This is a genomic window from Arthrobacter sp. NPDC058288, assembly GCF_042880995.1.
In the GTDB taxonomy this organism is placed as follows: domain Bacteria; phylum Actinomycetota; class Actinomycetes; order Actinomycetales; family Micrococcaceae; genus Arthrobacter.
Genome location: NZ_JBHVYH010000010.1, coordinates 38,954 through 62,273 on the forward strand (window position 1 = coordinate 38,954; position 23,320 = coordinate 62,273).

The window sequence follows — 23,320 nt, forward strand, 5'->3', positions numbered from 1 at the left end:
CGGCAAACCCGCGACCGACGGTAAAAAAGTTCTTGACAAATAAAGTTGTCGGTATCGATACTTAAACCATGTTGGATATCGAAGTGATCGAGGACCCGGCCGCAGCGGAGGCCTCGCTGGACCCCATCCGGACCCGCATCCTTCAGGAGCTGGCGGAACCCGGCTCGGCCACGCAGCTCGCCGCCAAGGTGGGGCTGCCGCGCCAGAAGGTGAACTACCACCTCAAAGCGCTGGAGCGGCATGGCCTGGTGGAGCTTGTGGAGGAGCGGCGCAAGGGCAACGTCACGGAGCGCGTGCTGCAGGCCACCGCGGCGTCGTACTTGATTTCCCCTGCGGCACTGGCCTCCGTGGCGCCGGATCCGCACCGTTTCGCGGACCGCTTCTCCGCCTTCTGGCTGCTGGCGCTCGCCGGGCGCATGGTCCAGGAAGTGGGCAAGCTCATCGCAGGGGCGGCGGCCGCGCGGCAGAAACTCGCGACGTTCGCGATCGACGGCGAGATCACCTTCCGCACCGCAGCAGACCGTGCCGCCTTTGCCGAAGAGCTCGGCGTTGCGGTCACCCGTCTCGTGGACAAATACCACGACGACGGCGGCGCGGGCGGGCGGAAGCACCGGCTCGTTGTCGCGCTTCATCCGGCACTCAAGGAGCCGGCACTCAAGGAACCGGCACCCGATGAACCACGCAAAACCACCCCGTTCGGGGAACAAGGAACAGGAGCAGGGCAATGACTGACAACCGCAAATTCGAGATTGTTTACGACACCGACCTGCCGGGCACCCCGGAGCGGGTCTGGGAAGCCGTCACCAAGGGCACTCCAGCGTGGATGTTCCCCACTGACCAGTGGCCGGATGTCAAGACCGTGGAGGAGTATCCCCACCACCTGGTGTCCCGCATGGACGGACCGGACGGCTGGTTCAACCAGCTCGAGCATGTCCTGGAACCGCTCGACGGCGGCCGGGCAAGGCTGCATTACGTCCACAGCGGCATCTTCGCGGACAACTGGGACGAGCAGTACGACGGCGCCAGCAAGCACACGGAGTTCTACCTCCACACGCTGGGCCAGTACCTGCAGTATTTCGACGGCCGCCCGGTGGTCTTCACGGACATCCAGGGCCCCGCGGCCTCGCAGGTGCCGGACGGCTTCGTGCAGTTGAAGAAGGCGCTTGGCGTGGACGCCGCGTCGCAGGGTGACACGTTTGATGTGGAGCTCGACGGCGTGGGGCGGCTCACGGGGCAGGTGGACTTCTCCAACGAGAACTTCCTGGGCCTGCGGACAGCGGACACCATGTACCGGTTCTTTGGCCGCAACGCCTTCGGGGCGCCGGTGGGAATGACCGTCCACGACTTCAGCGGCCGCGATGATTCAGGGGCTACGGCCAAGGCCTGGGACGGCTACCTGGGGAAGGTCTACGCGTAGTCCCCGGACCGAGGGCCCGGCTGGGCCGGGTCCGGACGCCCTGCTCAGCGACGCGCAAAATGCCTGGCGACGCGCAAAATGCCTGGCGCTACCGGAATACCGGCGCGTCAGGCATTTTGCGCGTCATGAATTGATGTCCGCAGCGCCGGGTTGGCTGCTGCCGGACCGCATCCAGCACTGACCCCGCCCGCGGCCCTGGTCCGGCGCCGACCCTGCTCCGTGGTACGGCCCGGTCAGGCGATGGCGACGGCGGGCGTGCGGCGGAGGCTGCGGCGGAGCCGGGGTGCGGCGTCGAGCTTGTCCTGGGCTGAACGCAGGGCGCGCACCGCCGTCTCCAATTGCCCAGGCGGAAGCGTGAAGGGGAGGCGCAGGTAGTGCTCGAAAGCCCCGCCAACGCCGAACCTCGGGCCGGCTGCCAGCCTCACGCCGAAGTCGGGGCCGAGGACCGTCAGTGCGGTGCTGATCGGTGCGGGGAGCCGGCACCAGACGCTCAATCCGCCGTCGGGCCGCTCCGGCTCCCAGCCGGGGAGTATGCCGCCCAGCAGCTCAAGCAGCGCCGCCCGGTTCTCGCGGAGCGCTGCCAGCCGGGCCGGAAGCGGCTCGTCGAGCGACCGGACCAGGTGTGCTGCCGCCAGCTGTTCCACCACGGGACCGCCCAGGTCCATGGTGGTACGGGCCGCTGCGAAGCGCTGAATCAGCGAACTGCCAGCCCGGATCCAGCCGGTCCGCAGGCCGGCCCAATGCGACTTGCTGAGGGAGCCGATGGTGACCACTGCCGGACTGAAAGCGGCCATCGGGGAGGTGTCCATGGCGTCGAGATTGAGTTCCCGCAGGGTCTCGTCCACCACCAGCACTGTTCCCGCGGCTGCTGCGGCCCGGACAAGGCGGCGGCGCTGGGCATCGGACATCAGCCGGCCCGTCGGGTTATGGAAGTCCGGCACCACGTAGGCCATCTTCGGCCGCTGCTGCATCATGGCGGTTTCCATTCCGGCCACGTCCCAGCCGCGCCCGTGCGGGAGCACGACCGGCACCGGCCGGCAGCCGCTGGCGCGGACGGCATCAAGCGCGTGCGGGTAGGTGGGGTGGTCCACCAGAACTTTGTCCTGCCGGCCGGCCAGGGTCCGGAGCACGATATTCAGGGCATGCTGTGCCCCGGATGTCACCAGGATCTGGTCCGCCGTGGTGGGGGCCCCGGCCGCCGTGTACCGCGCAGCGATCGCCTCCCGCAGCGGTGCGATGCCGATGGCGTCATAGCCGAACCCCGGAAGCAGTGCAGGGAGCTCCGTCAGCGCGGCGGCAAAGGCCCGATGCACCACTTCGCCGCTGGCCGGCAGGGATGCGTAGGCGAGGTCGAGCAGGCCCGGCGGCGCTGCCAGTCCCGGCGCGCCGGCCAGCGCATTAGGGCTGATCAGCTCGGCGGCTGCCGGACCCCCCGCGCCCGCGGGCAGCTGGCGGGGAATGCAGGTCCTGCCGCGGCTGCCCTGGCGGCTGCTCAGGAACCCCTGCTCACGGAGGCTGGCGTAGGCAGCTGTCACCGTGGTCCGGCTGATACCCAGGGTTTCGGCCAGGGCGCGCTCGCTGGGCAGTGCCATGTCCAGCGGGACGCGTCCGTCCAGGATCAGGAGGCGCACGACGTCGGCCAACTCACGGTAGGCGGGCCCCGCGCCGCGGTGCCATCCGCCCAGGAGGCGCACCAAGGCAGTGGGGTTAAGGGAGCCGGACATGTAGCCAGTATCTCAAACTGGCTATGGATTACAAGGCCAGTTCTGGCGGAGGATGAATCCCATGATGACCCGAAGACTCCTTCAACTGTTCACCGGCCTGGCCATGTACGGGATCTCGCTGGCCATGTTCATCCGTGCCGGCCTTGGCCTTGACCCCTGGGATGTCTTCCATCAAGGCCTGGCCGGGAAGACCGGGCTCTCCATCGGAGCGGTGGTGGTGATCGTGAGCTTCCTCGTCCTGCTCCTCTGGATTCCGTTGCGGCAGTGGCCCGGCTTCGGCACCTTGTGCAACGCCGTGCTGGTGGGTGTTTTCGCGGATGTGGGACTCGCGCTGATTCCTGAGTTCTCGCATCTGGGCGGACAGATCGGCATGCTGGCGGGGGCTGTGCTGCTGAACGGCATCGCCTCGGCCTGCTACATTGGCGCCCGGTTCGGGCCCGGCGCCCGCGACGGGCTGATGACCGGCCTGGCGCGGCGGACGGGGTGGTCGGTGCGGACGTCCCGGACGGGCATCGAAATCGTGGTCCTGGCTACGGGATGGCTGCTGGGCGGATCCGTGGGCGTGGGCACGGTGGTGTATGCTCTGGCCATCGGTCCGCTGGTGCAGTTGCTGCTGCCGCGGTTCACGGTGCCGGAGGCCCGCCCGGTCGCGCTTCCGCTGGAGTCAGGCGCCGATCATGAAATTCCTGCCGGCGGCGGCTGGCAGGTGGGGCAGAAGTAGACGTCCCGCTCTTCGGTGCCCGAACCTTTGGCGAGGACACCGTGCCGGATGGGCGTTCCGCATTTGAGGCACGGCTGGTGCTCGCGGCGGTATACCCAGTACCCAGGTCTCCCGGCCATCCGCCCGACGGGCATTCCGCGCGAGTTGAGGACGGTGGTGCGGCGCCCCGGTCCCAGGTTGGCCTCCAGCAGCTGCTTGGCCGTAGCCATCATGGCGGGCAGGTCCGTCACGTCGGAGACGGGTGCCGCGGGATGGATGCCGGACAGGAAGCAGGCCTCGCAGCGGTAGATGTTGCCGATGCCGGCGAGGTTGCGCTGGTCCAGGAGGGCCACGCCGATGGGAACGTCAGGGGCAGCGAGCAGCCGCCGTTCAGCCTCCGCCATGTCCCAGTCCGGACCCAGCAGATCCGGCCCGAGATGACCGACGACGGAGTCCTCGTCAGCTGTGCGGACCACTTCCAGGATGCCGAGGGAAAACCCGACGGCGTCTGCCGTGGCGGTTCGCAGCACGCACCGGGCGGTGAACCCCGGCTTCCGCCACCGGCCGCCGGGCGGATAGACCTGCCAGGCGCCTTCCATCTTCAAGTGGGAGTGGATGGTCAGCCGTTCCTCCGCCGGACCTCGAAGCCGCATGAGGAGGTGTTTGCCGCGGGGCACCACCTCATCCACGGTCCAGCCCGCCAGCTTCAGGGTGGCGAACCGGGGCACCCGGAAGTCTGAGGCTGTGAGCTGCTGCCCGGCCAAAGCGGCGTGGAGCTGGGCCGCCGCCCGCCAGACGGAATCGCCTTCAGGCACGGATCCTCAGCCCCTTCGGAGTCGAATAGGCGCCGGCGTGGGTCAGGGCAGCGGCAGCGGGAGTGTCCAGGATGCCGTGGCCGTTGACCTTCTCCATGATGAGCTTGTCCACGGCGCCGCGCTTGACCACGCCCACCAGGGCTTCCGCCGCGGCGGCCAGCACGTCCGGGTTTTCATCGAATGCGAGCAGCGTCTTGCCGCCGCGCTCCACGTACAGGGTCAACGCGCCGTCGACCATCACCACCAGGGCTCCGGCCTTCCTGCCCGGACGATGGCCGCTGCCGGCTTCGACACTCAGCGCGGGCCAGGGCAGAGCCGCACCGTACGGGTTGGCGGGGTCCGTCGCGGCAAGCGCCAGGGCAACGGGCTCCGGCTTGGCCAGCTGGGAGTCTTCGGAGTAGGACCGCAACCGGTCCACGGTGGCCGGAACGGCAAACTGCGCGGCGCCGAGGTGCTCGATGAAGTAACCCCGGCGGCATCGTCCGGCCTCTTCCAGCCTGGCGAGGACTTTGTACATCAGGCCGAATCCGCCCAGGATGTTCTCCGCCATGACGGAGCCGCGGGTCACCACACCGTAGCGGTCCAGCAGAAGCTCCGCCGTGGCGCGGGCATGGATGGTGGGGTCCAGTTCCGGCAACGGCAGCGCGGACCACCGGCCGGCCGCCAGCGGCGGTGTAGGGGCGGCGCCGGTCACCGAGCCGTAGCGTCCGCCGGTCAGCCCGGCAGATCCCATCAGGCCCGTTCCGTGAGCCCGTCCCAGCCTGCTCATGCGGGGTGCGCGCGCCCGCGGGGCCCGGGCAACCTGCCGGTGCGCCGTGTGGCCGCCGGCGATCATGGCCCGGACCGGAGCGAAGGTGTCGCCGGTGATGCGGCCGGCCCACGCCAGGTCCCACAAAGCGGACACCACGTCCTGGTCGCTCAGCACGGAGTCCATGCCGCCGGCAATGTCGGTCAGCTGGCGGAAGAAGTACCCGCCGCCGTTGTTCTGCAGATGCTCCAGCAGCCGCTGCTGCGCGTCCCCGGGCTGGTAGTCCGGCGCGGGGTTCAGCGTGAGTTCGGCCGAGTCCGCGAGGTGCAGGCTCACCCAGCCGTCATTGCCGGGCAGCGCACCGGCGCCGGACCAGAGGACCTCGCCTGCGGCCATCAGCTCGTCCAGCATCGCCGGCTGGTAGTCGCTGACGCGGCTTGCCAGGACCAGCGGTTCCCACGCCGACGCCGGAACGGGCACGCCGGAGAGCTGGTCGACGGCGGTGATGATGCCGTCCAGCCCGCGCAGGGCGGACTGGCCCCGGCCGCGCCCCGGGATCCGGACGTTCTGCCAGGCCGGGAGGAATCGTCCGTAGGCGCCGGCATCCACCGGCTCCACTTCGGCCCGGAGCGCCGCCAGCGACCGGCGGCGCAGCTTCCGCAGCACCTCGGCGTCGCACCATTCACTGGTGCCGGCCAGGGGCGTGACGGAGGCGGCGGGCGCCGCAGGGGCATCCGCGCCGCCCGGCTCCGTCGTTTCGGGCGCGGACGCCTGCTGGGGCGGTGTGGCATGCGGGCGGAATTCGCCTTCCACCACGCGGCCGTCCGCGGCGAGCCGCTTGAGGGCGGTGCCGACGACGGCGACGCCGAGTCCCAGCCGGGCCGCGGCTTCCGTTGCGGTGAAGGGCCCGTGGGTGCGGGCGTAGCGGGAGACAAGGTCGCCAAGGGGGTCGGCCACCGGCTCGATGAACGCCAGGGGCACACCCATGGGCAGGGGCACCCCGATGGCGTCACGCAGGCGGGCCGCATCCTCCACGGCTGCAAAACGTTCGACGCCGCCGATGTTCACCCGGAGGGCGCGGTTGGCCCGTTGCAGGGCGGCAAGGTGGGCAACGGCATCGGCCAGGAGGGTTTCGGCAGGCTCAACCACCGGGGCAGGCTCAAGCTCCGCGGCAGGTTCAACCACGGGTTCGGCAGGTTCCAGCCGCGCGGCCACTTCCCCCGGGGTCAGCGGACCGAGCAGCCTGAGCAGGTCCGCGACGCCTTCCATGCCGCGCACCCTCCGGTCCGGGGCGAGGCGCTGCAGCTCCCGTTCGGTGGCTTCAATGACCTTGGCGTCCAGAAGCTCGCGCAGCTCCACCCGGCCCAGGAGCTCATTGAGCAGCGTTGAATCCAGGGCGAGTGCGGCTGCCCGGCGCTCGGCGAGCGGCGAGTCGCCCTCGTAGAGGAACTGGGCCACGTAGCCGAAGAGCAGGGACTTGGCGAACGGCGACGGCTGCTGCGTGGTGGTCTGCAGGATCCGCAGCTCGCGCCGCTCAATGGACGCCGCAATGTCCTTCAGCGCCGGGAGGTCGTAAACGTCCTGCAGGCACTCGCGCACCGTTTCCAGCACTATCGGGAACGTGGGGTACTTCCGGGCCACGTCCAGCAACTGCGCGGAGCGCTGGCGCTGCTGCCACAGGGGCTGGCGCTTTCCCGGGTTCTGCCGGGGCAGCAGCAGGGCCCGGGCGGCGCATTCACGGAAACGGGAGGCGAAGAGGGCGCTGCCGCCGACCTCCGCCGTCACGATCTGTTCGAGTTCCTCCGGGTCGAACAGGAACAGCTCGGCCCCGGGCGGCTCGTCCTCCATCATGGGCACCCGCAGTACGATGCCGTCGTCGGCGGCCATCGCGGAGCCGTCCATCCCGTAGCGCTGGTGCAGCCGCTGCCCCACGGCGAGGGCCCAGGGCGCGTGCACCGGCATGCCGAAGGGGCTGTGCAGCACCACGCGCCAGTCGCCCAGTTCGTCATGGAACCGCTCCACCACCAGGGTGGTGTCGCTGGGGACAACTTCTGTGGCCAACTTCTGTTCGGCCAGGTACTGGATCAGGTTGTTCGCGGCAAAATCATCAAGCCCGCTGGCCTTGCAGCGTTCCGTGGCAGGGCCGACGTCGGACGCTGAAAGTTCGCGCACAAAGGCGCCCAGGGCCCGGCCCAGGTCCACGGGCCGGCCCAGCGAATCGCCCTTCCAGAAGGGGAGTTTGCCCGGCTGGCCGAAGGCCGGGGAAACGAGGACACGGTCGTGCGTGATGTCCTCGATCTTCCAGCTCGTCGCGCCCAGGGCGAAGACGTCCCCTACGCGGGATTCGTAGACCATTTCCTCGTCGAGTTCACCCACGCGGCGGCCGCCCTTGGCGGCGGAGGCGCCGGGGCTGGCGGCCTTTCCGTCGGCGGACGGCGACGCCGAGCCTTCCACCTCGGTGCCGATGATGTAGACACCGAAAAGCCCGCGGTCCGGGATGGTGCCCCCGGAGGTCACGGCCAGCCGCTGCGCCCCGGGGCGGCCTTCGATGGTGCCGGCGTTGCGGTCCCAGATGATCCTGGGCCGGAGCTCAGCGAATTCGTCGGACGGGTAGCGGCCTGCCAGCAGGTCCAGGGTGGCCTCGAACGCCGAGCGGGGGAGGGACGCGAACGGGGCGGACCGGCGGACCGTGGCGAACCATTCCTCCACATCGATGGAGCCCAGCGCCGTGGCGGCCACGGTCTGCTGCGCCAGGATGTCCAGCGGGTTGGCAGGAACACTGAGCCGTTCGATCTTGCCGCCCAGCATGCGTTCCACGGTGATGGCCGTATGCACGAGGTCGGCACGGTGCTTGGGGAACAGCACACCCTGCGACACCTCGCCCACCTGGTGCCCGGCGCGGCCCACCCGCTGCAGGCCGCTGGCGACGGACGGCGGCGACTCCACCTGGACCACCAGGTCAACCGCGCCCATATCGATGCCAAGCTCAAGGGAGGACGTGGCAACAACGCACCGCAGCCGGCCCGACTTGAGGTCGTCCTCAATCAGCGCCCGCTGGTCCTTCGACACGGAGCCGTGGTGTGCCCGAGCCAGCACCGGGTCGGCGCCTGCGGTACTCCCGGCCTGTGCCATCATGTGAGCCGGGGTCGCCGTGGACGTCGGTGTGCCGCCCGCCGGCCCGCCGGCCGGCACCCTCTCAAAGTCCGGGGACCCGGCGCCGAACTCTCCCCAGCTGCCGCCCGCGGCCACCAGTTGGCGTTCGGCGTAGATTTCGTTGAGGCGCGCGGTCAGGCGTTCTGCGAGGCGGCGGGAGTTGGCGAACACGATGGTGGACTGGTTGGCCATCACCAGGTCCACGATCTTCTCTTCCACATGCGGCCAGATGGAGGCCTGCGGCTGCAGCCCTGAGGCAGGCCCGGAGTCGAAGGCGCCGGCGGCGCCCTGAAGATCGGACATGTCCTCCACCGGCACGGAAACTGTCAGGTCCCAGTTCTTTTTTGATGGCGGGGCAACGATTTCCACCGGCGCGGAACCGGCCAGGAACTGTGCCACGAGTTCGCGGGGCTCCACTGTGGCCGAGAGGCCGATCCGCTGCGCCGGTTTGGGCAGGAGGGCGTCCAGGCGTTCCAGTGACACGGCCAGGTGCGCGCCGCGCTTGGTGCTGGCGACGGCGTGGACCTCGTCCACGATGATGGTGTCCACCTCGGCCAGGGTTTCCCGGGCTTTGGACGTAAGCATCAGGAAGAGGGATTCGGGCGTGGTGATGAGGATGTCCGGCGGGTGGCTTAGCAGCGCGCGGCGGTCCGCCGTCGTCGTATCTCCCGAACGGACGCCCACCGTGATCAGCGGAGCGGGCAGTCCCAGCCGCTTTGCTGTCTGGGTGATGCCGATGAGAGGCGCGCGGAGGTTGCGTTCGACGTCGACGCCAAGCGCCTTGAGAGGCGAGATGTACAGGACGCGGGTTTTCCGCTTGGGCGTCTTTGGCTTCCTGCCTTTGGCGGCCGGGTCCAGGCCCGGCAGGGCTTCCGGCTCGGCGGGAGCGGATGACTGGAGGCGGTCCAGCGCCCAGAGGAACGCTGCGAGCGTTTTGCCGGAGCCCGTCGGGGCGACCACCAGTGCATGGGACCCGGACGAAATAGCGTTCCAGGCGCCGTTTTGTGCGGGCGTGGGTGCGGAAAACGCGCCGAGGAACCATTCCCTGGTGGCCTGGCTGAACCGGTCCATGGTCCGCGCGGAAGCACGCCCGGCGGCCGGCGTTCCTGATGGTTTGTCGCCTGGCGGCATGCCGCCAGCGGACTCCTTCCCCTGCATTCCTCCATCATGCCCTACGGCACCGACACTGTTGGCCGCGCCTGCAGGGTCAGTCAAGCTGACGCAAATTTCGGACGGCGGGTCCTTCCAACACCGTGCCGTCGCTGCTGAAGCGGGAGCCGTGCAGCGGGCAGTCCCAGGACTTTTCGCTGTCGTTCCAGCGCACGATTCCGCCCAGATGCGTGCAGGCGGCGGACAGTTGGCATCGGACGCCGTCGACGGTGGACACGGCTACGGGTTTCCGGCCGCGACGGGTCACTCGGCCTGCCCCCTCAGGCGGTGGCTCGCGCGACTCATCCAGGCGCTTGAGTCCCACCTGCCCCCAGTCCCGTGCCACGGTGGCCGCAACGGCAGCATTAAGGGAGACCGCGGAGGCGGCCCCGGCCGGGGACGTGACCCGGTGGTCGATGATGCTGGCCCAGGGGAGCCGCGTGCCGAGGATGTCGGCGGTGATGTCCAGTGCCGCACCCACGGCGTTGGTCATGCCCCATTTGTTGTAGCCAGTGGCGAAATAGACCCGGCCCTGCCCCCGCGGGAGCTTGCCGAAGAACGGCATCAAGTTGGTGGCCTGGTAGTCCTGCGCGGACCAGGAGTGGGTGAGGCTGGCCCCCGGGAACTGGGCCGTTGTCCATTCAACCAGGGTGTCGAGGTAGGCCTGCGCTGACCTGGCGCGGCCCACAGGGTGACCGTTGCCGCCCACCAGGATCAGCCGGCGGCCGTCGCCGGGGTAGTCGCGCAGGGAACGGACCGGCTGCTCAACCGAAAGGAACATGCCGTCCGGCACGGCGGTTGTCCCAGGCAGTTCGAATGACGCCGCATAGGACCGCAGGGCCTTGAGCTTGGCGAAATAGAGCCCGCGGTCCAGGACCGGCGTGCCGGTGGCGAGCACCACCTCCCGGGCGTGAACGGGGCCGTGATCGGTCTGGACTACCGCCGGCCCCGGCCCCGTCAGTCCCCGGAGCCCGTTCAGCCGCACGCCGGAGACGATTTGTCCGCCATGCGAGCGGACGTCGTCCACGAGGGCGTCGATGACTTCCAGGGGATGAATCTGGGCCTGTCCGCGAAGACGGACGGCACCTTTGACAAGGAAAGGCAGTCCGGGATCGGTGACGTACTCGGCCTCAATCCCGGCGGCCCGGGCAGCGGCCAATTCGAGGCGGAGGGTTTCGGTTCCGTCCGTGGAGGTGGCGTAGGTGTAGGCATCGCGATGCTGGAACGGCACACTCCGCTCTGCCAGGTACCGGAGCAGCCATGCCTGGCCTTCGCGGTTCATCTCGACGTAGGCACCCACCACTTTCTCTGAATACTGCTGGCGCAATGCCGACAGCACGGTTCCCTGCAGCAGGGAAACCTTCGCCGTGGTGTTGCCGGTGGTGACGGCGCCCGGGCTCCGGGCTTCGACAACCAGCACTTTCTTGCCGGACCGGGCCAGCAGCAAAGCGGCCACCAGCCCGGTCAGCCCGGCCCCTGCCACCACGGTGTCAACCGTGCTGCGGGGATGGAACTGGTCGCTGCGGAAGGAGTGGTTACGGTCCAACCAAAGCGAGGTCACAGTCCTGCCTGCCTTTCCCGGTCCCCGAAGACCCATGCCGTGGCGTTAGCAGGGGACTCCGAAGGGGTTCATAAGTAGACTTATCATGTCATGAGCAGCGTGACCGGGGAACAGGAGCGGCACCATGAAAACATCCGAAGCCGCCAGGGCCCGATTCGGTTTGCGGAAGAACGTCCAGAAGTCATCACTTATCGCGGGGGCGGCGGTATTTGTGCTGGGCGTGCTGGGTTTCATCCCGGGCATCACCGCAAACTACGGCACGCTGGCGTTTGCCGGACACGGCTCGGAGGCCATGCTCCTTGGCGTCTTCCAAGTGTCCGTCCTCCACAACATCATCCACTTGCTGTCAGGAGTGGCAGGTGTGCTGATGTCACGGCGTCCGTTGCCGGCCCGGAATTTCCTCATCGGCGCGGGGGTCGCCTACATGGTCCTTTGGACCGTCGGGCAGTTCCTGGCAATGGACTCGCCCGTGAACATCCTTCCCGTGAACAGCGCAGACAACTGGCTGCACCTCCTTCTGGGCATGGCGCTGATCGGGTTCGGGGTTGCGTTCTCCCGCGATGCGCCCGCAAAGCTGCGGGAATCCCGGGCGTAGGTTCGGGGAGTCCCGGCAGGCCCTACCGGGCGTGGAATGCCCCGATGGTCAGCAGCTCGATCGCATCGTTGCTGCACGCGGTCCGGGGTTCGGCGAGGAACAGCGAGGCGGTCTCCTCCGGCGGATAGATCCGGTAGCCGGCAGCTTCCGTAGGCGTGCAGTCGGTGTAATTTCCTGCCTGCGTGTAGCGCATGTCCGCGGCTCCGGCCTGCCCCGGAGCAAGCAGGACGTCCGCAACGGGCGAGGACCCGTCCTGCCGGGCGGGGGCACCGATGGGGGCGCCGTTGGCGTCTGCGGTGAGGGACACTCCCGGGAAGCCCCGCAGAAGGCAGGGTTCGGTCCCGGAGTTGGTAAGGATGAGCTTGGAATAGACGCTGCCGGCGGCGCCGCCACCTGAGGAATCCGATGAAACCGTCAGGTTGGCTGCCTTGCACCGCGACGGTCCCGCGGACGACGGCGACGTCGCGGACGAGGACGACGCCGGAGTGCTGGCCGCCTGGCTGCCGGCCGGGGTGGACGTGGCGGGCGGGGCGCTGGAAGTGGAAGCGCCCGCGGAGGTTCCCTGGGGCTGCGGCTGGCTGGGCCCGCATGCGGTGAGCAGGAAGGCGGCGGCCGCAACCGCCGTCGCGATGGCAAGTCCGTTTTTGATTGGCTGAGACCTCATGGGTCACACTTTATGCCCGCCGTTGCCTGAGTCAACGATGCCACGACCGCTGCAGCGGATTGATGCCCGGATTGTGATTTCCGGGCACCAATCCGGTGCGCTACTTTCCGGGTTCCGAGGGGGTTCCTGAAGCGGCGGCTGCGGCGGGTTTCCGGCTGCGCATCAGCGCCACCCCGCCCAGGGCGAGTCCTCCGACGCCGGCCACCAGGCCCGCCCAGCTGCGTGCCTGGGATCCGTCGTCCGCGCCGGAGCCCGTCACCGAGGAGGCCTGGGCGGTGTCTGCCGCGGTGTCTGTCGACGCCGACGCATGGCTGCCGTGTCCGTCCGCCGCGTCCGCCGCGGCGGCCGTGACGGTGAGCGAGGGCGCAGGCGCCTTGAGCGAGTGCGGGTCCTGGCCGTCCTTGGCGATCTCGGACCAGTCCGTCTGCCCCTGCTCGCAGTTCTGCAGGGTGGGGAAATGGAGGGTCTTGCCGGCGGCGTCGGGGAGCTTGACCGAGAGCACCAGGGCGTCCCGCAGCTCGGGGTTCAGCGGAGCCTTGGCGGTGTAGACAATCTTGCTGGTCCGCTTGGTGATGGTGGCGCCGTCGGCCAGCTTTTTCGGTTCGGGCAGCTGCTCCACCACTTTCTCCACGGTCCAGTTCGGGTTCACCGTGGGCTGGGCGTCGTTGAGCTCGTCGGGCAGCGTGATGGTCACCTTGGTGGTGCCCGATTCGTCGCAGCCGTGCGGGATCCCGAAGGTGAGCAGTGCGTAGGAGTTGGCGTCGGTCTTGTCCGGGGTGACGCCGACGTGCGCTGAGGCAGCCGTGACGCCGGCCAGCATGAGGGCCGCGGTGCCGCCGGCGGCTGCCGTTGCGGAGAGGGCACGGCGGAAGGACAGGGGTGAGGACTTTTTCAAAGGAAGTGCCTTTCAAGGTGCACGACGCGCCAAAGGCGGTGCACAGGAGTATGGAGGAGTGTCCGGCGACGGGCGGGGGACCGCCGGGAACGGCGGAGCAGCGGGCAGCAGGGGCCGGACGGGTGTCAGGAAAGTACGACGGCGGCGGGTGGGCCCCGCAGGCTGTCAGCCCTGAGGTTGCGCCAGGGGAGGGGAGCTGAATCCTCCGGCCAGCCAACGGCGGCGGGAGCCGCGACGACGTCGGGCATTGTCGCCCGGGGGAGCCGGACGAGCGGCCGGAGCCACGCCGCGAGCGACCACAGCGCAGCTTCGCCTTTGGCCAGCAGCAGCGCGCACGCGAGGGTGGCCAGGGCGTGTCCGCCCAGCATCAGGCCGGCAGCCCAGCCTGATTCGTAGTGGTGCAGGTGGGTGGCCGCGCTGCCGGCGGCGTCCAGCGGGAGGCCTGGGAACGCCGCTGGCGCGGGGTGGTGCCCCGCCGTTCCTGCCGGTCCCGTTCCTGCCGGGGAGCTGAAGGCGCTGAAAGCCTCATGGAGGACCAGCTGACCGGTGCCCAGGAGCGCGGCCATCGCGGGGAAATTCAATTTGCGCCGGGTGGCCGCAGTGGCCGCCATGCCGGTGAGGGCCAGGACCGCCGCCATGATGCCGGGCGCCGGCAGGGCACCGCCGCCAACCACGTGGGCTGCTGCTGCAAGGGTCACGATCATCGCGGCGACCATGGCCGCGCGGAGGGAATGGAAAGGAGTCCGGGCGTGGTGAGTGCGCACGGAGTCCTCCCTTGGGGTCGGTTCGTTGCCGGCTTCGTTCCGCGCGCCCTGGCCGCAACGCTGGCGCGGGACAGGACGACGGATCCCTGTCATTCTAGCCGGGAAATGGCGGCCGGCCGGCTAGTCCGTTTCGGGCCCCGAGCAGTAGTGGCAGTCATCCTCGCAGTGGGTGGTGACGGAGCCGGCCTGCTGCGCTGCGTCGGTTGTCGCCGTCACGAGTTGCTCCCCGCCAGCTGGTAGCCGTCGCCCGCATGGAAGAGCCGCCTGCGGCCAAGGCTGGTCTTGATCCACACGACATCACCGTCCGCAGTGCGGTCGTCCACCTGCCCGGTGTATTCGATCCGGCCGTTGCGGCTCAGCTGCACGCTGTCGCCCACCTGCACGTCGTCCCAGCCTGTAGTGCTGGTCACCGATTTGTTCTGCGAAGTCACGTATTGTCCCCGTTGTCCGTTCCTGAAGCCTGCTTGATTCCCGGTGCCGGCAACTGGTGGTCAGCGCCGATATGACTCATCTAAGCCGCCGGGCGGCGGTGTGTTCAATGGATGAAGTGCCGATGCTGGGCGGAATGAACTGTGCAGGCGCCCAGCAGTCCCTTTGCCGTGTCCTGAGCCCGGCCTAGACTGCTGGCATCAGCAGCCACCAACCCGAGGAGATAACCATGGACTACGCAGGTACGGGCAATGAGAAAGCCGTTGCGGCCGGAGAGCTTAATCGGACGCACGTCGGGCACACGGTCAGCTTCCAGCCGGATGAGTTCACGCTGGTGTTCGGCAGGATCGGCGCCATTGCCCGGAAGGAGGGCGGAGTGACCATTGCCCTGGACGGGGTTGACGGGGCCGGCGGGCTGCAATCGCACTACAGCCTGCCCCCGACGCAGAATGTGTACGTCCAGCCGGACATGCTGACCAACACGGAGTCCACCATCAAGGATCTCTTTGGCAAGGTCCAGGAAAACCTGCGGGGTAGCAGCCACAAAGGCGACCAGCGCCCGGACGTGCCGTAAGGCCCGGGCGCCCCGCAAGGCCCGGGCGCCCCGTATGGTCAGCGGTGCGTTATAGAGGGCCGTCCATGGCGTCGGGGAACGACGCGTGGAGTGCCGCAAGCAGCCTGTCGAAGACCTTATCCTCGGGGCCGGTGCCTTCAACGCTCAGGAGGATCCCGCGCTCTGAGTAGGCCGCGGCCACCGGCTCCGTCTCGCGGTAGTAGAGCTTAAGGCGGTGCCGGATGACCTCCTCGGTATCGTCGGTGCGACCGGTCACGGTGGCGCGGTGAAGCAGGCGGCGGGCAAGTTCGGCGTTGTCAACCGTTAGTTGGAGTGCGACGTCCAGGGCATGTCCCTCGGCGGCAAGCATGATGTCGAGTTCAGCCAGCTGCGAGGTGTTGCGCGGATAGCCGTCCAAGAGGAAACCGTCCCGGACATCGGCCTGGGCAAGGCGGTCGCGGACCATGCGGTTCGTGAGGTCGTCGGGGACGAGGTTGCCCGCGTCCAGGTGAGCCTTGACGTCGCGACCCAGCGGCGTCAGGTCCTTTACATGATCGCGGAAGACCTCGCCGGTGGACACTCCGTTGATGCCGAGGCGCTGTGACAACCGTTCGGCCTGGGTTCCTTTGCCGCACCCCGGAGGGCCCATAATCAGCATTCGCATCGTTGAGACCGCTCCCCGGGTGCCGTTGACAGGTGTCCCCCCTATGGTGTCCGCCCGGAGGCCGCAGCACAAGGGACGGCCTCAAGCCAGGAAGGGGATGCTGTCGAACCCGGCCCGATGACCAAACGGCCTGTCAGTGGCCTGCTGACCGCTTATGCGGGGTTCACGCCACGCTGCGGGTTTCATAGGTCAGTCTTTTTGTCCCAGCTCCAAGAGATTTATGTCGACGTTGCCGGTTCCGGGTTTCGGTGAGCCGCGGCGCTTCCGGAGTTGGGTAGCGCGGTATTCATCGCGTGAGAGGTTGAATGCATAGGGAGTGAAAAACCCTGAGATGCCGATGATCCACAACGCGCCCCATTCAGGTCCGGCTCCCTCCCACAAAGGGCGCTGGAACAGCCAGCAGCCCACGATGAACATGCAGGCCGAAAAGACCGCGAGAATCCCCATACCCCACCAGGTGCTGACCTGGGCTTGGCCGCGGCCGGGCGTAAAACCAATCTCATCACCTGGGTAGCTGTGCAGCTCGCCGGTGCTGGTCGTGCGGAGAACACGCTTCTCACCGGCAGCGACAGCCTTCTTGTGCTCTGCGTAGACGGCATCGTTGCGCCGCTCCCGCTCACGGTCGTAAACCATGGTCGGTCCTTTCCGGTGCAAGGTATCCCGGCTCTCCAGGGAAGGGGTGGGTGCTGTGAGGGAAATTCTCCCGGGTGATCGCCAGGGTTCCCGGGTGCTCCTCGAACCATCTGCGCGCTTGATCGTCGGTCACCGCGTACATAGGCTTTGGTAGCCCTTTGGCCTTCCGGAGCTTGCGGGCACGCCACTCATCGCGGAGTGCCCTGATGCTAAGGAGCCAGCCGCCGGTGAACAGGGCCGTACATAGCAGCGAACCAACAATGGTTATCAGGCCCATCCCCATGTTTCCCGGGTCCGGGAAGGATATGAGTAGGGCAATGAGCCCGAAAACTGCACCCAGCGGGGCCAGGATGGCCGGGATCGTCATCAGCACGGTGACGATGCTAAGCCCTGTGAAGGTCCTGGCGCGGTAGTTGCCGCCTGACGGGTGGTTGCCTCCGAGGCCCCACTCTTCCGGGGTGTAGGCGTGGATGATCGTCTTGTTGTTCCACCCCTCAATTCCGGGCCCGTACCAATATTTGGGTACGTCTGGAAGCTGTTTGGGTTGAGTGCCGGCCAAAGGTCTGTTTGTCCCTTCTCACAAAGTGGGCGATGGCCCGTGAGCCGTGGAGATCGCTGTTTGGGCGCGTAGCCCTCACACTAGCGAAGAATGAGGCCCCCGACGGCCACCGCCTCGGACGGGAAGGATGACCCGGAATTTGGCTGGGCGTAGGGTGGAAGTTGGACGAAAGGAACACTTCATGAAGAAAATCCTCATGGTACTGACCAGCGTTTCCGAGATCGGCGATACGGGAGAGAAGACCGGCTACAACGTGGCCGAGGCTGCACATCCCTGGAAAGTCTTCAAGGATTCCGGGCATTTCGTCGACTTCGCGTCCATCAAAGGCGGCCAGCCCCCGCGCGACGAGGTGGACTCGAACGATCCCGTCCAGGTCGCCTTCACGGAGGACGAGACCACCCGCGCGGGTCTCTACAACACAGCCCGCGTCGACGTCGTTGATCCCGACCAGTACGACGCCGTCTATCTTGTGGGCGGCCACGGCACCATGTGGGACTTCCCGGACAGCGAAGGCCTGCAGAACCTGGTGGCCAGCGTCTACAACGCCGGCGGTTTGGTGGGCGCGGTCTGCCACGGACCGGCCGGACTGCTGAACGTGGAATTGGAGAACGGGTTCCGCCTCGTCGAGGGCCGCAAGGTGGCCGCCTTCACCAACGACGAGGAGGTTGCAGCAGGGAAGGACAAAGTCATCCCGTTCTTCCTGGCAGACCGCCTCGAGGAACAGGGCGCCACCCACGTCTCCGCTGATGTCTTTGAGGAGAAGGTGGTGGTTGACGAGCGGCTGGTCACCGGCCAGAACCCCGCCTCAGCCGCCGGCGTGGCCAAGGAAATGGAGAAGCTCTTCGCAGAGGTCATCCACCAGGAAAAAGCCGAGGAGCAGCACGAAGCGGAGGCTCTGCGCGCCGAGAAGGATGCAGAGAAGAACGCCAAGAAGGCTGCTGCAGAAGCAGAGCACTAACGCCCCTGCTTCAAGCCCGCTTGCTGAACGTACCGCTCCACGCCGCTGGGCGCTGCTGCCAGCACCCGTGCGATATTTTGTGGTCCCTACTTATTCTCTTGCCGCTCTGCACGGCCCACCCACGCCTGCGGAGCTAGCTGACGCGGAGCTAGCTGACGCGGCGGTAGCGGATGTGGGTGGCCAGCGGTGAGTGAAGCACCTCGGCGGGTTCAAAGCCGAAGGACTCAATCCCGTCGAAGATGCGCTCGCCCGAACCCAGCAGAACCGGTGCGATGTCGAGGGTGAGCTCGTCGATCACGCCTGCGATCAGTGCCTGTCGGACGGTCGAGGCCCCGCCAGCGATGTCGACGCCCTTGTCCCCGGCAGCCTGGCAGGCTGCGGAGTAGGCCGCGTCGAAGCCCTCGGTGACGAAGTGGAAGGTCGTCCCCCCGTCCATCTGGATCGGGTCATGTGCGTGATGGGTCAGCACGAACACCGGCGCGTGGTACGGCGGTTCAGCTCCCCACCACCCGGTCCATTCCTCATCCCAGTCCCCGCGGATCGGGCCGAACATGTTCCGACCCATCACATACGCGCCCCGCGGGCGCATGAGCCACTCGTTCGCGACCTTGTCGGCATCATTGGCTCGCGGGTCGCCGATATGCCAGCGGTGCAGCTCCAGCCCCCGCTTGCCCAGCGGGTCCTCGCGGCTCTGTTTTGGCCCGGCGACGAAGCCATCCAACGAGATCGACATGTGGCAGGTGGTGTCCGGCACCGCGAACCTCCTGAGTGAATGCGACTTGCTTACGGTCGCCTGTGGGTTCTGGGGATCGTAGCACGTGCCGGCATAATCGCCGCTCCATTTGGGAAGGAGTGACGGTCTTCCATGCCGGCATGGTGAAGTATTTATCGTTTGTCGTTACTTTCGGACTCGCAGCTGCCGGAATGGCAGTCTCGGCGATCGTGGCTGTCTACTCCGGGCTTGGGAGCGCGTCGCTTCTGACGGTGCCTCTCACGAACCTGGTGACGCCTGCGCTGGGTGAGGGCAACAGTCAAGTCCTCCAGGCCGCGTATGCCACAGCCGATGTGCAGCCGGCCAGCCTCACTTCGACCGAACGCTCTTTGCTGATCGGATCAGGACTCCTGGGTGGTCTTGCCGGTCTGTTGTCCGCAGCGACTCTCGGCATCTCGGGCCTGGCCGTGATGACCTGGGGGCTCCTGGGTCCGTTCATGGACGCCATCGCCTATCACTCGGTCCTCGATCGCATTGCGTTGCTTCCGGAACGAGGAACAGGAGCTTTCTTCCTCATGGAACTCGACGTGTGGCCGATCGCGGTTGGACTCGGCGCTGCCGCTCTCGCGAGCATGTTCGAGACGGGCCGGCGTCAGCAGCTGGAACTGGACGGGCTGATCTGATGGCTCCCGCACCAGATGAAGAGCAGCGGATACATTGCAGGCTCGACGAGCTGCTCGCGGCCCGTGGCATGACCTTGACCGAGCTCAGCCAGCGGGTGGGTGTCAGCTTGGTCAATCTGTCTGTGCTGAAGAATGACCGGGCGCGTGCGATCCGTTTTTCCACTCTGACCGCGATCTGTGATGTCCTGGACTGTGCGGTGGGTGACCTGCTGATAGTGAGGCCCTCGTAGGGGCGTGGTTTCCTGCAATGCTGGGCCGCATTCAGGCTTCTGCGAGGCGAACATTGGGCCAGGTTCGTTCTGTCCATCGTGACCGTCTTGTCGCTTGGAGGTGCCTTCAGTGTCGTACCAACACCTCTGGTTTTTACCGGTTTGGTCCTGACTCTTGCCGGTGCGGTGCTGATGTGGACGCCGGCATCCAGAACGTATTTTCGACGTAGTTCGGCCGCCGACTAAACTAAGCGACCCAGAATCGGCAGGGTGCGGGAGGCTCGGCCGCCACGGTGACGAATCGATCGTGGGTTGCGCAATGTTCCCGGGCTGCGGAGCGCAGGGCGTCGCGAGAATTGCGTTACTGCAGCACCTTTCCGGGGCAAAGCAAAAGGCCCTTGGTCCCTTCTAAACAAAGAAACCAAGGGCCTCGCTATCTCGCGGTGACGGTGGGATTTGAACCCACGTTGGCTTTGACACCAAACAACATTTCGAGTGTTGCACCTTCGGCCGCTCGGACACGTCACCAACCTGAATAGGTTACCGGAGCATGGCTCGCTTCCCCAAAACGAGGGCGCGCCGAAGGCGGAAGTCTTCCCCGCACCCGGTGCGGGGACTAGATTCGTAAGCAAGATGATCAATCCCCAGCAGCAATCCGAACACCGTCCCCAAGCCCGGGCCTATTGGACTGTCGGCCACGAAAAGGGCGAGCTCCGCACGGAAGAGCTGCCTGCGCCCGGCCCCGGCGAGGCTCTGGTCCGCGCCCTGTATTCGGGAATCAGCAAAGGCACTGAAACCGTGGTCCACTGCGGCAATGTGCCACCACGGGTTGCCGAACAAATGCGGGCGCCCCTGCAGGAGGGTTCCTTCCCGTCGCCGGTGAAGTTCGGCTACCTCTCGGTTGGAACAGTGGAACACGGCCCGGAGGGCTGGGTGGGCCGCACGGTGTTCTGCCTGCACCCGCACCAGGACCGCTACATTGTTCCGGTCGAGTCGCTGACCGTGGTCCCGGAGAACGTCCCGGCCCGGAGGGCGGTTCTCACCGGAACCGTCGAAACGGCTGTCAACGCCCTATGGGAAGCCGGTCCACGGCTGGGTGACCGCGTCGCGGTCGTCGGCGCGGGCCTGGTGGGCGGCATGGTGGCCAGCCTCCTGCGGACGTTCCCGCTGCAGCGGCTCCAGCTGGTGGACGTCGATCCGGCGAAGGGGGCGTTCGCCGATGCCCTCGGAGTCGAATTCAGCCACCCGGACGACGCCCTGGCCGACTGTGACATCGTGTTCCATTGTTCTGCGTCCCAGGAAGGCCTCGAACGCAGCCTTCAGCTGGTAGGCGACGAAGGCGACGTCATCGAAATGTCCTGGTACGCCGACCGCAAGGTGACCATTCCGCTGGGGGAGGACTTCCACGCCCGCCGGCTCTCCATCCGCGCGAGCCAGGTGGGGGTGGTGGCACGCGCCCGCCGCCACCGCAGGACCACCGCCGACCGGCTGGCGCTCGCTGTGTCCCTGCTCAGCGATCCCGTCTACGACATGTTCCTCACTGGGGCGTCGCCGTTTGCGGAACTTCCCGCCGTCGTTCACCAGCTGGCCGAGGGCAGCCTGGACGCCCTGTGCCACGTCATCGAGTACCCTTCCGACCACCCCGCCAAAGACAAGAGGTAGCCCTTGTTCAGCCTGACCGTCCGCCGCCACTTCATGATTGCCCACAGCCTTCCCCGGGAAGCCTTCGGACCGGCCCAAGGCCTGCACGGTGCCACCTTCGTGGCCGAGGTGACCTTCCGCCGTCGTGCGCTGAACGACGACGCAATCGTCTTGGACATCGGCGCCGCCGGCGGACTCATCGAAGAAGTGCTGGCCGGCCTGAACTACAAGAACCTGGACGAGCACCCCGATTTTGCCGGGAAGCTGAGCACCACCGAGGCATTGGCGCAATACATCGCAGAGGCCGTTGCGGCCAAGGTCCGTATCGGCGAGGACGGGCGGGAGCTTGCGGGACTGGCTGTAACGCTTCGGGAGAACCCGGACGCGTGGGCGTCGTTCTCACTCGACTTCGACGCCGAGTAGCGCCTTCCATGACTAAGCCGGGCGGCCCGGCGGTCCGGCTGATCGTTCCGGGCAATGTGCGGCACAACTCAGGCGGCAACGCCTACAACGCTGCACTGGCCCGGGGGCTCAGGGCCCTGGGGGCGGAGGTGGACATCTGCCGCGTTGACGGCAACTGGCCGGTGGGCAGCGAGGAAGAACGACGGCGGCTGGCAGAGTTACTGCTCGACGGCGTGGACCACCGCGGTTCCAGCGGCCGTGAGACGTCCCGTACGCCGGTGACCATCGTGGACGGCCTGGTGGCGCTGGGTGCGCCGAACGCCCTGGAAGAGGCCGCGGCCGCGGGGCGGCCCGCCTGGATCCTGGTTCACATGCAGTTGGCGGAGCACCGGGATCTGGAAGGGCGCGCCCTCGCTGCCGCGGCGGGCGTCATCTGCGCCAGTTCGACGGCGGCCGCCGAGATCCGGGAGCGGCACAATCCACCACGGCACAGTTCGGCCGGGGGCAGCACAATGCCGATCCACGTGGCGCTGCCCGGCACGGCTGCCGCACCGCCGGCAGCCGGATCCAACCCGCCGCACTTCCTGGCCGTGGCAGCCCTCCTGCCGAATAAGGATCAGATCCTGCTGCTCAAGGCGCTCGCCGGAATCAGGGACCTGCCCTGGACCGCATCCCTGGTGGGCTCCGACTCTGCAGACCCGGCCTACGCGGAGGCCGTCAGGAGCGCAATCACCGGACTGGCGCTGGGGGGCCGGGTCTCGGTCCAGGGCGAGCTGAGGGGACAGGCCCTGGACGCGGAATGGGACCGTGCGGATCTCAGCCTGCTCATCTCGCAGGCCGAAACCTACGGGATGGTGGTCACTGAGTCGCTCGCCCGCGGCATCCCGGTGGTGGTAAGGGACGGCACCGGCGCCGTCGAGGCGCTCGCGGCCGGGTCACAGGCTGTGGCAGAAGCTCCCGACGGCGGCGGGACAGCCGCCCTGCCGGGCACCGCCGTCGTGCGCGGTACGGACCCCGCGCCGCTGGAAGCCGTGCTGCGCCACTGGCTCAGCACGCCGGAGCTGCGCCTGCGCTGGCGTGAAGCGGCCCTGGCTGCGCGGAACCGGTTGCCGGGCTGGGATGTCACGGCCGGAACCGTGCTGGACCTCATTGCAGCGGCTGGCTGAGTTGCCGATGACCGGCGAAGAACTCCCGGAGCAGCGTGGCACACTCCTGCTCGCGGACTCCGGCGTAGACCTCCACCCAGTGGTTGAGGCGGCGCTCGCGGAGAATGTCGAACACCGAACCGGCCGCCCCTGCCTTCTCGTCCCACGCTCCGAACACCACGCGGGGAATCCGGGCCAGGACAACAGCGCCTGCGCACATGGCACAGGGCTCCAGCGTCACCACGAGCGTGCAGTCCGCCAACCGCCAGCCGTCACCCGGGCCGCCATTCGCACGTCCCAGCGACTGCAGCCGGGCGGCCGCTTCACGGATCGCCACCATCTCGGCGTGCGCCGTGGGATCACCGTGCGCTTCCCGTTCGTTCCTCCCGGTACCCAGGACGTCGCCGTCGGGCCCGATGACGACGGCGCCGATGGGCACGTCCCCGGTGCCCAAGGCGCGCTGAGCCTCGGCGAGGGCAAGGCCCATCCATTCGGCATGGCGGGGATCCGGGGAAGTCATGGCTCAATGATAGTTTCGAAGATGAGG

24 protein-coding genes and 1 tRNA gene are annotated in these 23,320 nt (G+C 67.7%); 11 read left to right on the forward strand and 14 right to left on the reverse strand.

Going from position 1 to position 23,320, the window contains the following annotated elements:
- Window positions 1-68: 68 nt before the first annotated feature.
- Together ACFVWT_RS20670 and ACFVWT_RS20675 are read left to right on the forward strand one after the other, a co-directional pair.
- Window positions 69-728 (forward strand): helix-turn-helix domain-containing protein, encoded by a 660-nt coding sequence (locus tag ACFVWT_RS20670; protein ID WP_390251185.1) that lies wholly within the window; start codon window positions 69-71, stop codon window positions 726-728.
- Window positions 725-1,417 (forward strand): SRPBCC domain-containing protein, encoded by a 693-nt coding sequence (locus ACFVWT_RS20675; RefSeq protein ID WP_390251187.1) that lies wholly within the window; start codon window positions 725-727, stop codon window positions 1,415-1,417. Before ACFVWT_RS20670 ends, ACFVWT_RS20675 begins: the two co-directional genes overlap by 4 nt.
- A 233-nt stretch (window positions 1,418-1,650) precedes the next feature.
- Here the strand turns inward: ACFVWT_RS20675 and ACFVWT_RS20680 are convergent, their stop codons facing one another.
- Window positions 1,651-3,141: a PLP-dependent aminotransferase family protein gene (locus ACFVWT_RS20680; RefSeq protein ID WP_390251189.1), complete on the reverse strand. Its 1,491-nt coding sequence runs from the start codon at window positions 3,139-3,141 to the stop codon at window positions 1,651-1,653.
- A 61-nt stretch (window positions 3,142-3,202) separates the two neighbouring features.
- Between ACFVWT_RS20680 and ACFVWT_RS20685 the strand changes: the two genes are divergently transcribed.
- A complete protein-coding gene (locus ACFVWT_RS20685; protein WP_390251191.1) occupies window positions 3,203-3,862 on the forward strand; it encodes a YitT family protein in 660 nt (219 codons plus the stop codon).
- Here the strand turns inward: ACFVWT_RS20685 and ACFVWT_RS20690 are convergent.
- The 3 genes from ACFVWT_RS20690 to ACFVWT_RS20700 all read right to left on the reverse strand — a co-directional run bounded on the left by ACFVWT_RS20690 (window position 3,817) and on the right by ACFVWT_RS20700 (window position 11,267).
- Window positions 3,817-4,656 (reverse strand): Fpg/Nei family DNA glycosylase, encoded by an 840-nt coding sequence (locus ACFVWT_RS20690; RefSeq protein WP_390251193.1) that lies wholly within the window; start codon window positions 4,654-4,656, stop codon window positions 3,817-3,819. The genes ACFVWT_RS20685 and ACFVWT_RS20690 overlap by 46 nt on opposite strands.
- Complete coding sequence (locus ACFVWT_RS20695) at window positions 4,649-9,628, reverse strand: ATP-dependent helicase (protein WP_390251350.1); 4,980 nt, start codon at window positions 9,626-9,628, stop codon at window positions 4,649-4,651. Before ACFVWT_RS20695 ends, ACFVWT_RS20690 begins: the two co-directional genes overlap by 8 nt.
- A gap of 136 nt (window positions 9,629-9,764) precedes the next feature.
- Complete coding sequence (locus ACFVWT_RS20700; protein ID WP_390251195.1) at window positions 9,765-11,267, reverse strand: FAD-dependent oxidoreductase; 1,503 nt, start codon at window positions 11,265-11,267, stop codon at window positions 9,765-9,767.
- A 124-nt stretch (window positions 11,268-11,391) separates the two neighbouring features.
- Between ACFVWT_RS20700 and ACFVWT_RS20705 the strand changes: the two genes are divergently transcribed.
- Complete coding sequence (locus ACFVWT_RS20705; protein ID WP_390251197.1) at window positions 11,392-11,862, forward strand: DUF4383 domain-containing protein; 471 nt, start codon at window positions 11,392-11,394, stop codon at window positions 11,860-11,862.
- 22 nt (window positions 11,863-11,884) lie between these two features.
- Here ACFVWT_RS20705 and ACFVWT_RS20710 read toward each other — a convergent pair whose 3' ends face one another.
- From ACFVWT_RS20710 to ACFVWT_RS20725, 4 genes are all read right to left on the reverse strand, one after another.
- Window positions 11,885-12,526, reverse strand: coding sequence for a DUF4232 domain-containing protein (locus tag ACFVWT_RS20710; protein ID WP_390251199.1), 642 nt, complete (start codon window positions 12,524-12,526; stop codon window positions 11,885-11,887).
- A gap of 100 nt (window positions 12,527-12,626) precedes the next feature.
- A complete protein-coding gene (locus ACFVWT_RS20715) occupies window positions 12,627-13,421 on the reverse strand; it encodes a YcnI family protein (protein WP_390251201.1) in 795 nt (264 codons plus the stop codon).
- Between the two features lie 125 nt (window positions 13,422-13,546).
- The gene (locus ACFVWT_RS20720; RefSeq protein WP_390251203.1) at window positions 13,547-14,185 is read right to left on the reverse strand and encodes a hypothetical protein; all 639 of its coding nucleotides are present in this window, start codon (window positions 14,183-14,185) and stop codon (window positions 13,547-13,549) included.
- A 212-nt stretch (window positions 14,186-14,397) separates the two neighbouring features.
- Window positions 14,398-14,595: a hypothetical protein gene (locus ACFVWT_RS20725; RefSeq protein ID WP_390251205.1), complete on the reverse strand. Its 198-nt coding sequence runs from the start codon at window positions 14,593-14,595 to the stop codon at window positions 14,398-14,400.
- 248 nt (window positions 14,596-14,843) lie between these two features.
- Between ACFVWT_RS20725 and ACFVWT_RS20730 the strand changes: the two genes are divergently transcribed.
- The gene (locus tag ACFVWT_RS20730; protein ID WP_390251207.1) at window positions 14,844-15,188 is read left to right on the forward strand and encodes a hypothetical protein; all 345 of its coding nucleotides are present in this window, start codon (window positions 14,844-14,846) and stop codon (window positions 15,186-15,188) included.
- A 49-nt stretch (window positions 15,189-15,237) separates the two neighbouring features.
- Here the strand turns inward: ACFVWT_RS20730 and ACFVWT_RS20735 are convergent, their stop codons facing one another.
- From ACFVWT_RS20735 to ACFVWT_RS20745, 3 genes are all read right to left on the reverse strand, one after another.
- On the reverse strand, window positions 15,238-15,831 hold the full coding sequence (locus ACFVWT_RS20735) for an adenylate kinase (RefSeq protein ID WP_390251209.1): 594 nt from the start codon (window positions 15,829-15,831) through the stop codon (window positions 15,238-15,240).
- 189 nt (window positions 15,832-16,020) lie between these two features.
- A complete protein-coding gene (locus ACFVWT_RS20740) occupies window positions 16,021-16,464 on the reverse strand; it encodes a hypothetical protein (protein ID WP_390251211.1) in 444 nt (147 codons plus the stop codon).
- Window positions 16,448-17,023 carry a hypothetical protein gene (locus ACFVWT_RS20745; RefSeq protein ID WP_390251213.1) on the reverse strand — a complete coding sequence of 192 codons (576 nt, stop codon included), beginning with the start codon at window positions 17,021-17,023 and terminating at the stop codon, window positions 16,448-16,450. The genes ACFVWT_RS20740 and ACFVWT_RS20745 overlap by 17 nt, the downstream gene beginning before the upstream one ends.
- Before the next feature lie 181 nt (window positions 17,024-17,204).
- On the opposite strand from ACFVWT_RS20745, the gene ACFVWT_RS20750 reads away from it, so the two are divergent.
- Window positions 17,205-17,981, forward strand: a complete 777-nt coding sequence (locus tag ACFVWT_RS20750) for a type 1 glutamine amidotransferase domain-containing protein (protein ID WP_390251215.1) — start codon at window positions 17,205-17,207, stop codon at window positions 17,979-17,981.
- A 148-nt stretch (window positions 17,982-18,129) separates the two neighbouring features.
- Here ACFVWT_RS20750 and ACFVWT_RS20755 read toward each other — a convergent pair whose 3' ends face one another.
- Window positions 18,130-18,735: a dihydrofolate reductase family protein gene (locus ACFVWT_RS20755; protein ID WP_390251217.1), complete on the reverse strand. Its 606-nt coding sequence runs from the start codon at window positions 18,733-18,735 to the stop codon at window positions 18,130-18,132.
- Between the two features lie 119 nt (window positions 18,736-18,854).
- On the opposite strand from ACFVWT_RS20755, the gene ACFVWT_RS20760 reads away from it, so the two are divergent.
- Together ACFVWT_RS20760 and ACFVWT_RS20765 are read left to right on the forward strand one after the other, a co-directional pair.
- Window positions 18,855-19,376: a hypothetical protein gene (locus ACFVWT_RS20760; RefSeq protein ID WP_390251219.1), complete on the forward strand. Its 522-nt coding sequence runs from the start codon at window positions 18,855-18,857 to the stop codon at window positions 19,374-19,376.
- Window positions 19,376-19,606, forward strand: coding sequence for a helix-turn-helix domain-containing protein (locus ACFVWT_RS20765; protein ID WP_390251222.1), 231 nt, complete (start codon window positions 19,376-19,378; stop codon window positions 19,604-19,606). Before ACFVWT_RS20760 ends, ACFVWT_RS20765 begins: the two co-directional genes overlap by 1 nt.
- 420 nt (window positions 19,607-20,026) lie before the next feature.
- Here the strand turns inward: ACFVWT_RS20765 and ACFVWT_RS20770 are convergent.
- Window positions 20,027-20,113, reverse strand: a tRNA-Ser gene (locus ACFVWT_RS20770).
- Window positions 20,114-20,218: 105 nt separating this feature from the next.
- Here ACFVWT_RS20770 and ACFVWT_RS20775 point away from each other — a divergent pair.
- Genes ACFVWT_RS20775 through ACFVWT_RS20785 form a run of 3 tightly spaced genes read left to right on the forward strand, consistent with a single transcriptional unit; the run spans window position 20,219 to window position 22,794 of the window.
- Window positions 20,219-21,247 (forward strand): dehydrogenase, encoded by a 1,029-nt coding sequence (locus tag ACFVWT_RS20775; protein ID WP_390251225.1) that lies wholly within the window; start codon window positions 20,219-20,221, stop codon window positions 21,245-21,247.
- A 3-nt stretch (window positions 21,248-21,250) separates the two neighbouring features.
- Complete coding sequence (locus tag ACFVWT_RS20780; protein ID WP_390251227.1) at window positions 21,251-21,649, forward strand: 6-pyruvoyl tetrahydropterin synthase family protein; 399 nt, start codon at window positions 21,251-21,253, stop codon at window positions 21,647-21,649.
- Window positions 21,650-21,657: 8 nt separating this feature from the next.
- Window positions 21,658-22,794: a glycosyltransferase family 4 protein gene (locus ACFVWT_RS20785; protein WP_390251229.1), complete on the forward strand. Its 1,137-nt coding sequence runs from the start codon at window positions 21,658-21,660 to the stop codon at window positions 22,792-22,794.
- On the opposite strand, the gene tadA is transcribed toward ACFVWT_RS20785, so the two are convergent.
- On the reverse strand, window positions 22,775-23,293 hold the full coding sequence (gene tadA, locus ACFVWT_RS20790) for a tRNA adenosine(34) deaminase TadA (RefSeq protein WP_390251231.1): 519 nt from the start codon (window positions 23,291-23,293) through the stop codon (window positions 22,775-22,777). The genes ACFVWT_RS20785 and tadA overlap by 20 nt on opposite strands.
- Window positions 23,294-23,320: the final 27 nt, after the last annotated feature.

Excerpts from the sequence above, each read along its gene's own strand:
- ACFVWT_RS20670 (WP_390251185.1), top strand. The coding sequence starts at position 69 with ATGTTGGATATCGAAGTGATCGAGGACCCGGCCGCAGCGGAGGCCTCG.
- ACFVWT_RS20675 (WP_390251187.1), top strand. The coding sequence starts at position 725 with ATGACTGACAACCGCAAATTCGAGATTGTTTACGACACCGACCTGCCG.
- ACFVWT_RS20680 (WP_390251189.1), bottom strand. The coding sequence starts at position 3,141 with ATGTCCGGCTCCCTTAACCCCACTGCCTTGGTGCGCCTCCTGGGCGGA.
- ACFVWT_RS20685 (WP_390251191.1), top strand. The coding sequence starts at position 3,203 with ATGATGACCCGAAGACTCCTTCAACTGTTCACCGGCCTGGCCATGTAC.
- ACFVWT_RS20695 (WP_390251350.1), bottom strand. The coding sequence starts at position 9,628 with ATGGACCGGTTCAGCCAGGCCACCAGGGAATGGTTCCTCGGCGCGTTT.
- ACFVWT_RS20705 (WP_390251197.1), top strand. The coding sequence starts at position 11,392 with ATGAAAACATCCGAAGCCGCCAGGGCCCGATTCGGTTTGCGGAAGAAC.
- ACFVWT_RS20710 (WP_390251199.1), bottom strand. The coding sequence starts at position 12,526 with ATGAGGTCTCAGCCAATCAAAAACGGACTTGCCATCGCGACGGCGGTT.
- ACFVWT_RS20730 (WP_390251207.1), top strand. The coding sequence starts at position 14,844 with ATGGACTACGCAGGTACGGGCAATGAGAAAGCCGTTGCGGCCGGAGAG.
- ACFVWT_RS20735 (WP_390251209.1), bottom strand. The coding sequence starts at position 15,831 with ATGCGAATGCTGATTATGGGCCCTCCGGGGTGCGGCAAAGGAACCCAG.
- ACFVWT_RS20740 (WP_390251211.1), bottom strand. The coding sequence starts at position 16,464 with ATGGTTTACGACCGTGAGCGGGAGCGGCGCAACGATGCCGTCTACGCA.
- ACFVWT_RS20750 (WP_390251215.1), top strand. The coding sequence starts at position 17,205 with ATGAAGAAAATCCTCATGGTACTGACCAGCGTTTCCGAGATCGGCGAT.
- ACFVWT_RS20760 (WP_390251219.1), top strand. The coding sequence starts at position 18,855 with ATGGTGAAGTATTTATCGTTTGTCGTTACTTTCGGACTCGCAGCTGCC.
- ACFVWT_RS20765 (WP_390251222.1), top strand. The coding sequence starts at position 19,376 with ATGGCTCCCGCACCAGATGAAGAGCAGCGGATACATTGCAGGCTCGAC.
- ACFVWT_RS20775 (WP_390251225.1), top strand. The coding sequence starts at position 20,219 with ATGATCAATCCCCAGCAGCAATCCGAACACCGTCCCCAAGCCCGGGCC.
- ACFVWT_RS20785 (WP_390251229.1), top strand. The coding sequence starts at position 21,658 with ATGACTAAGCCGGGCGGCCCGGCGGTCCGGCTGATCGTTCCGGGCAAT.
- tadA (WP_390251231.1), bottom strand. The coding sequence starts at position 23,293 with ATGACTTCCCCGGATCCCCGCCATGCCGAATGGATGGGCCTTGCCCTC.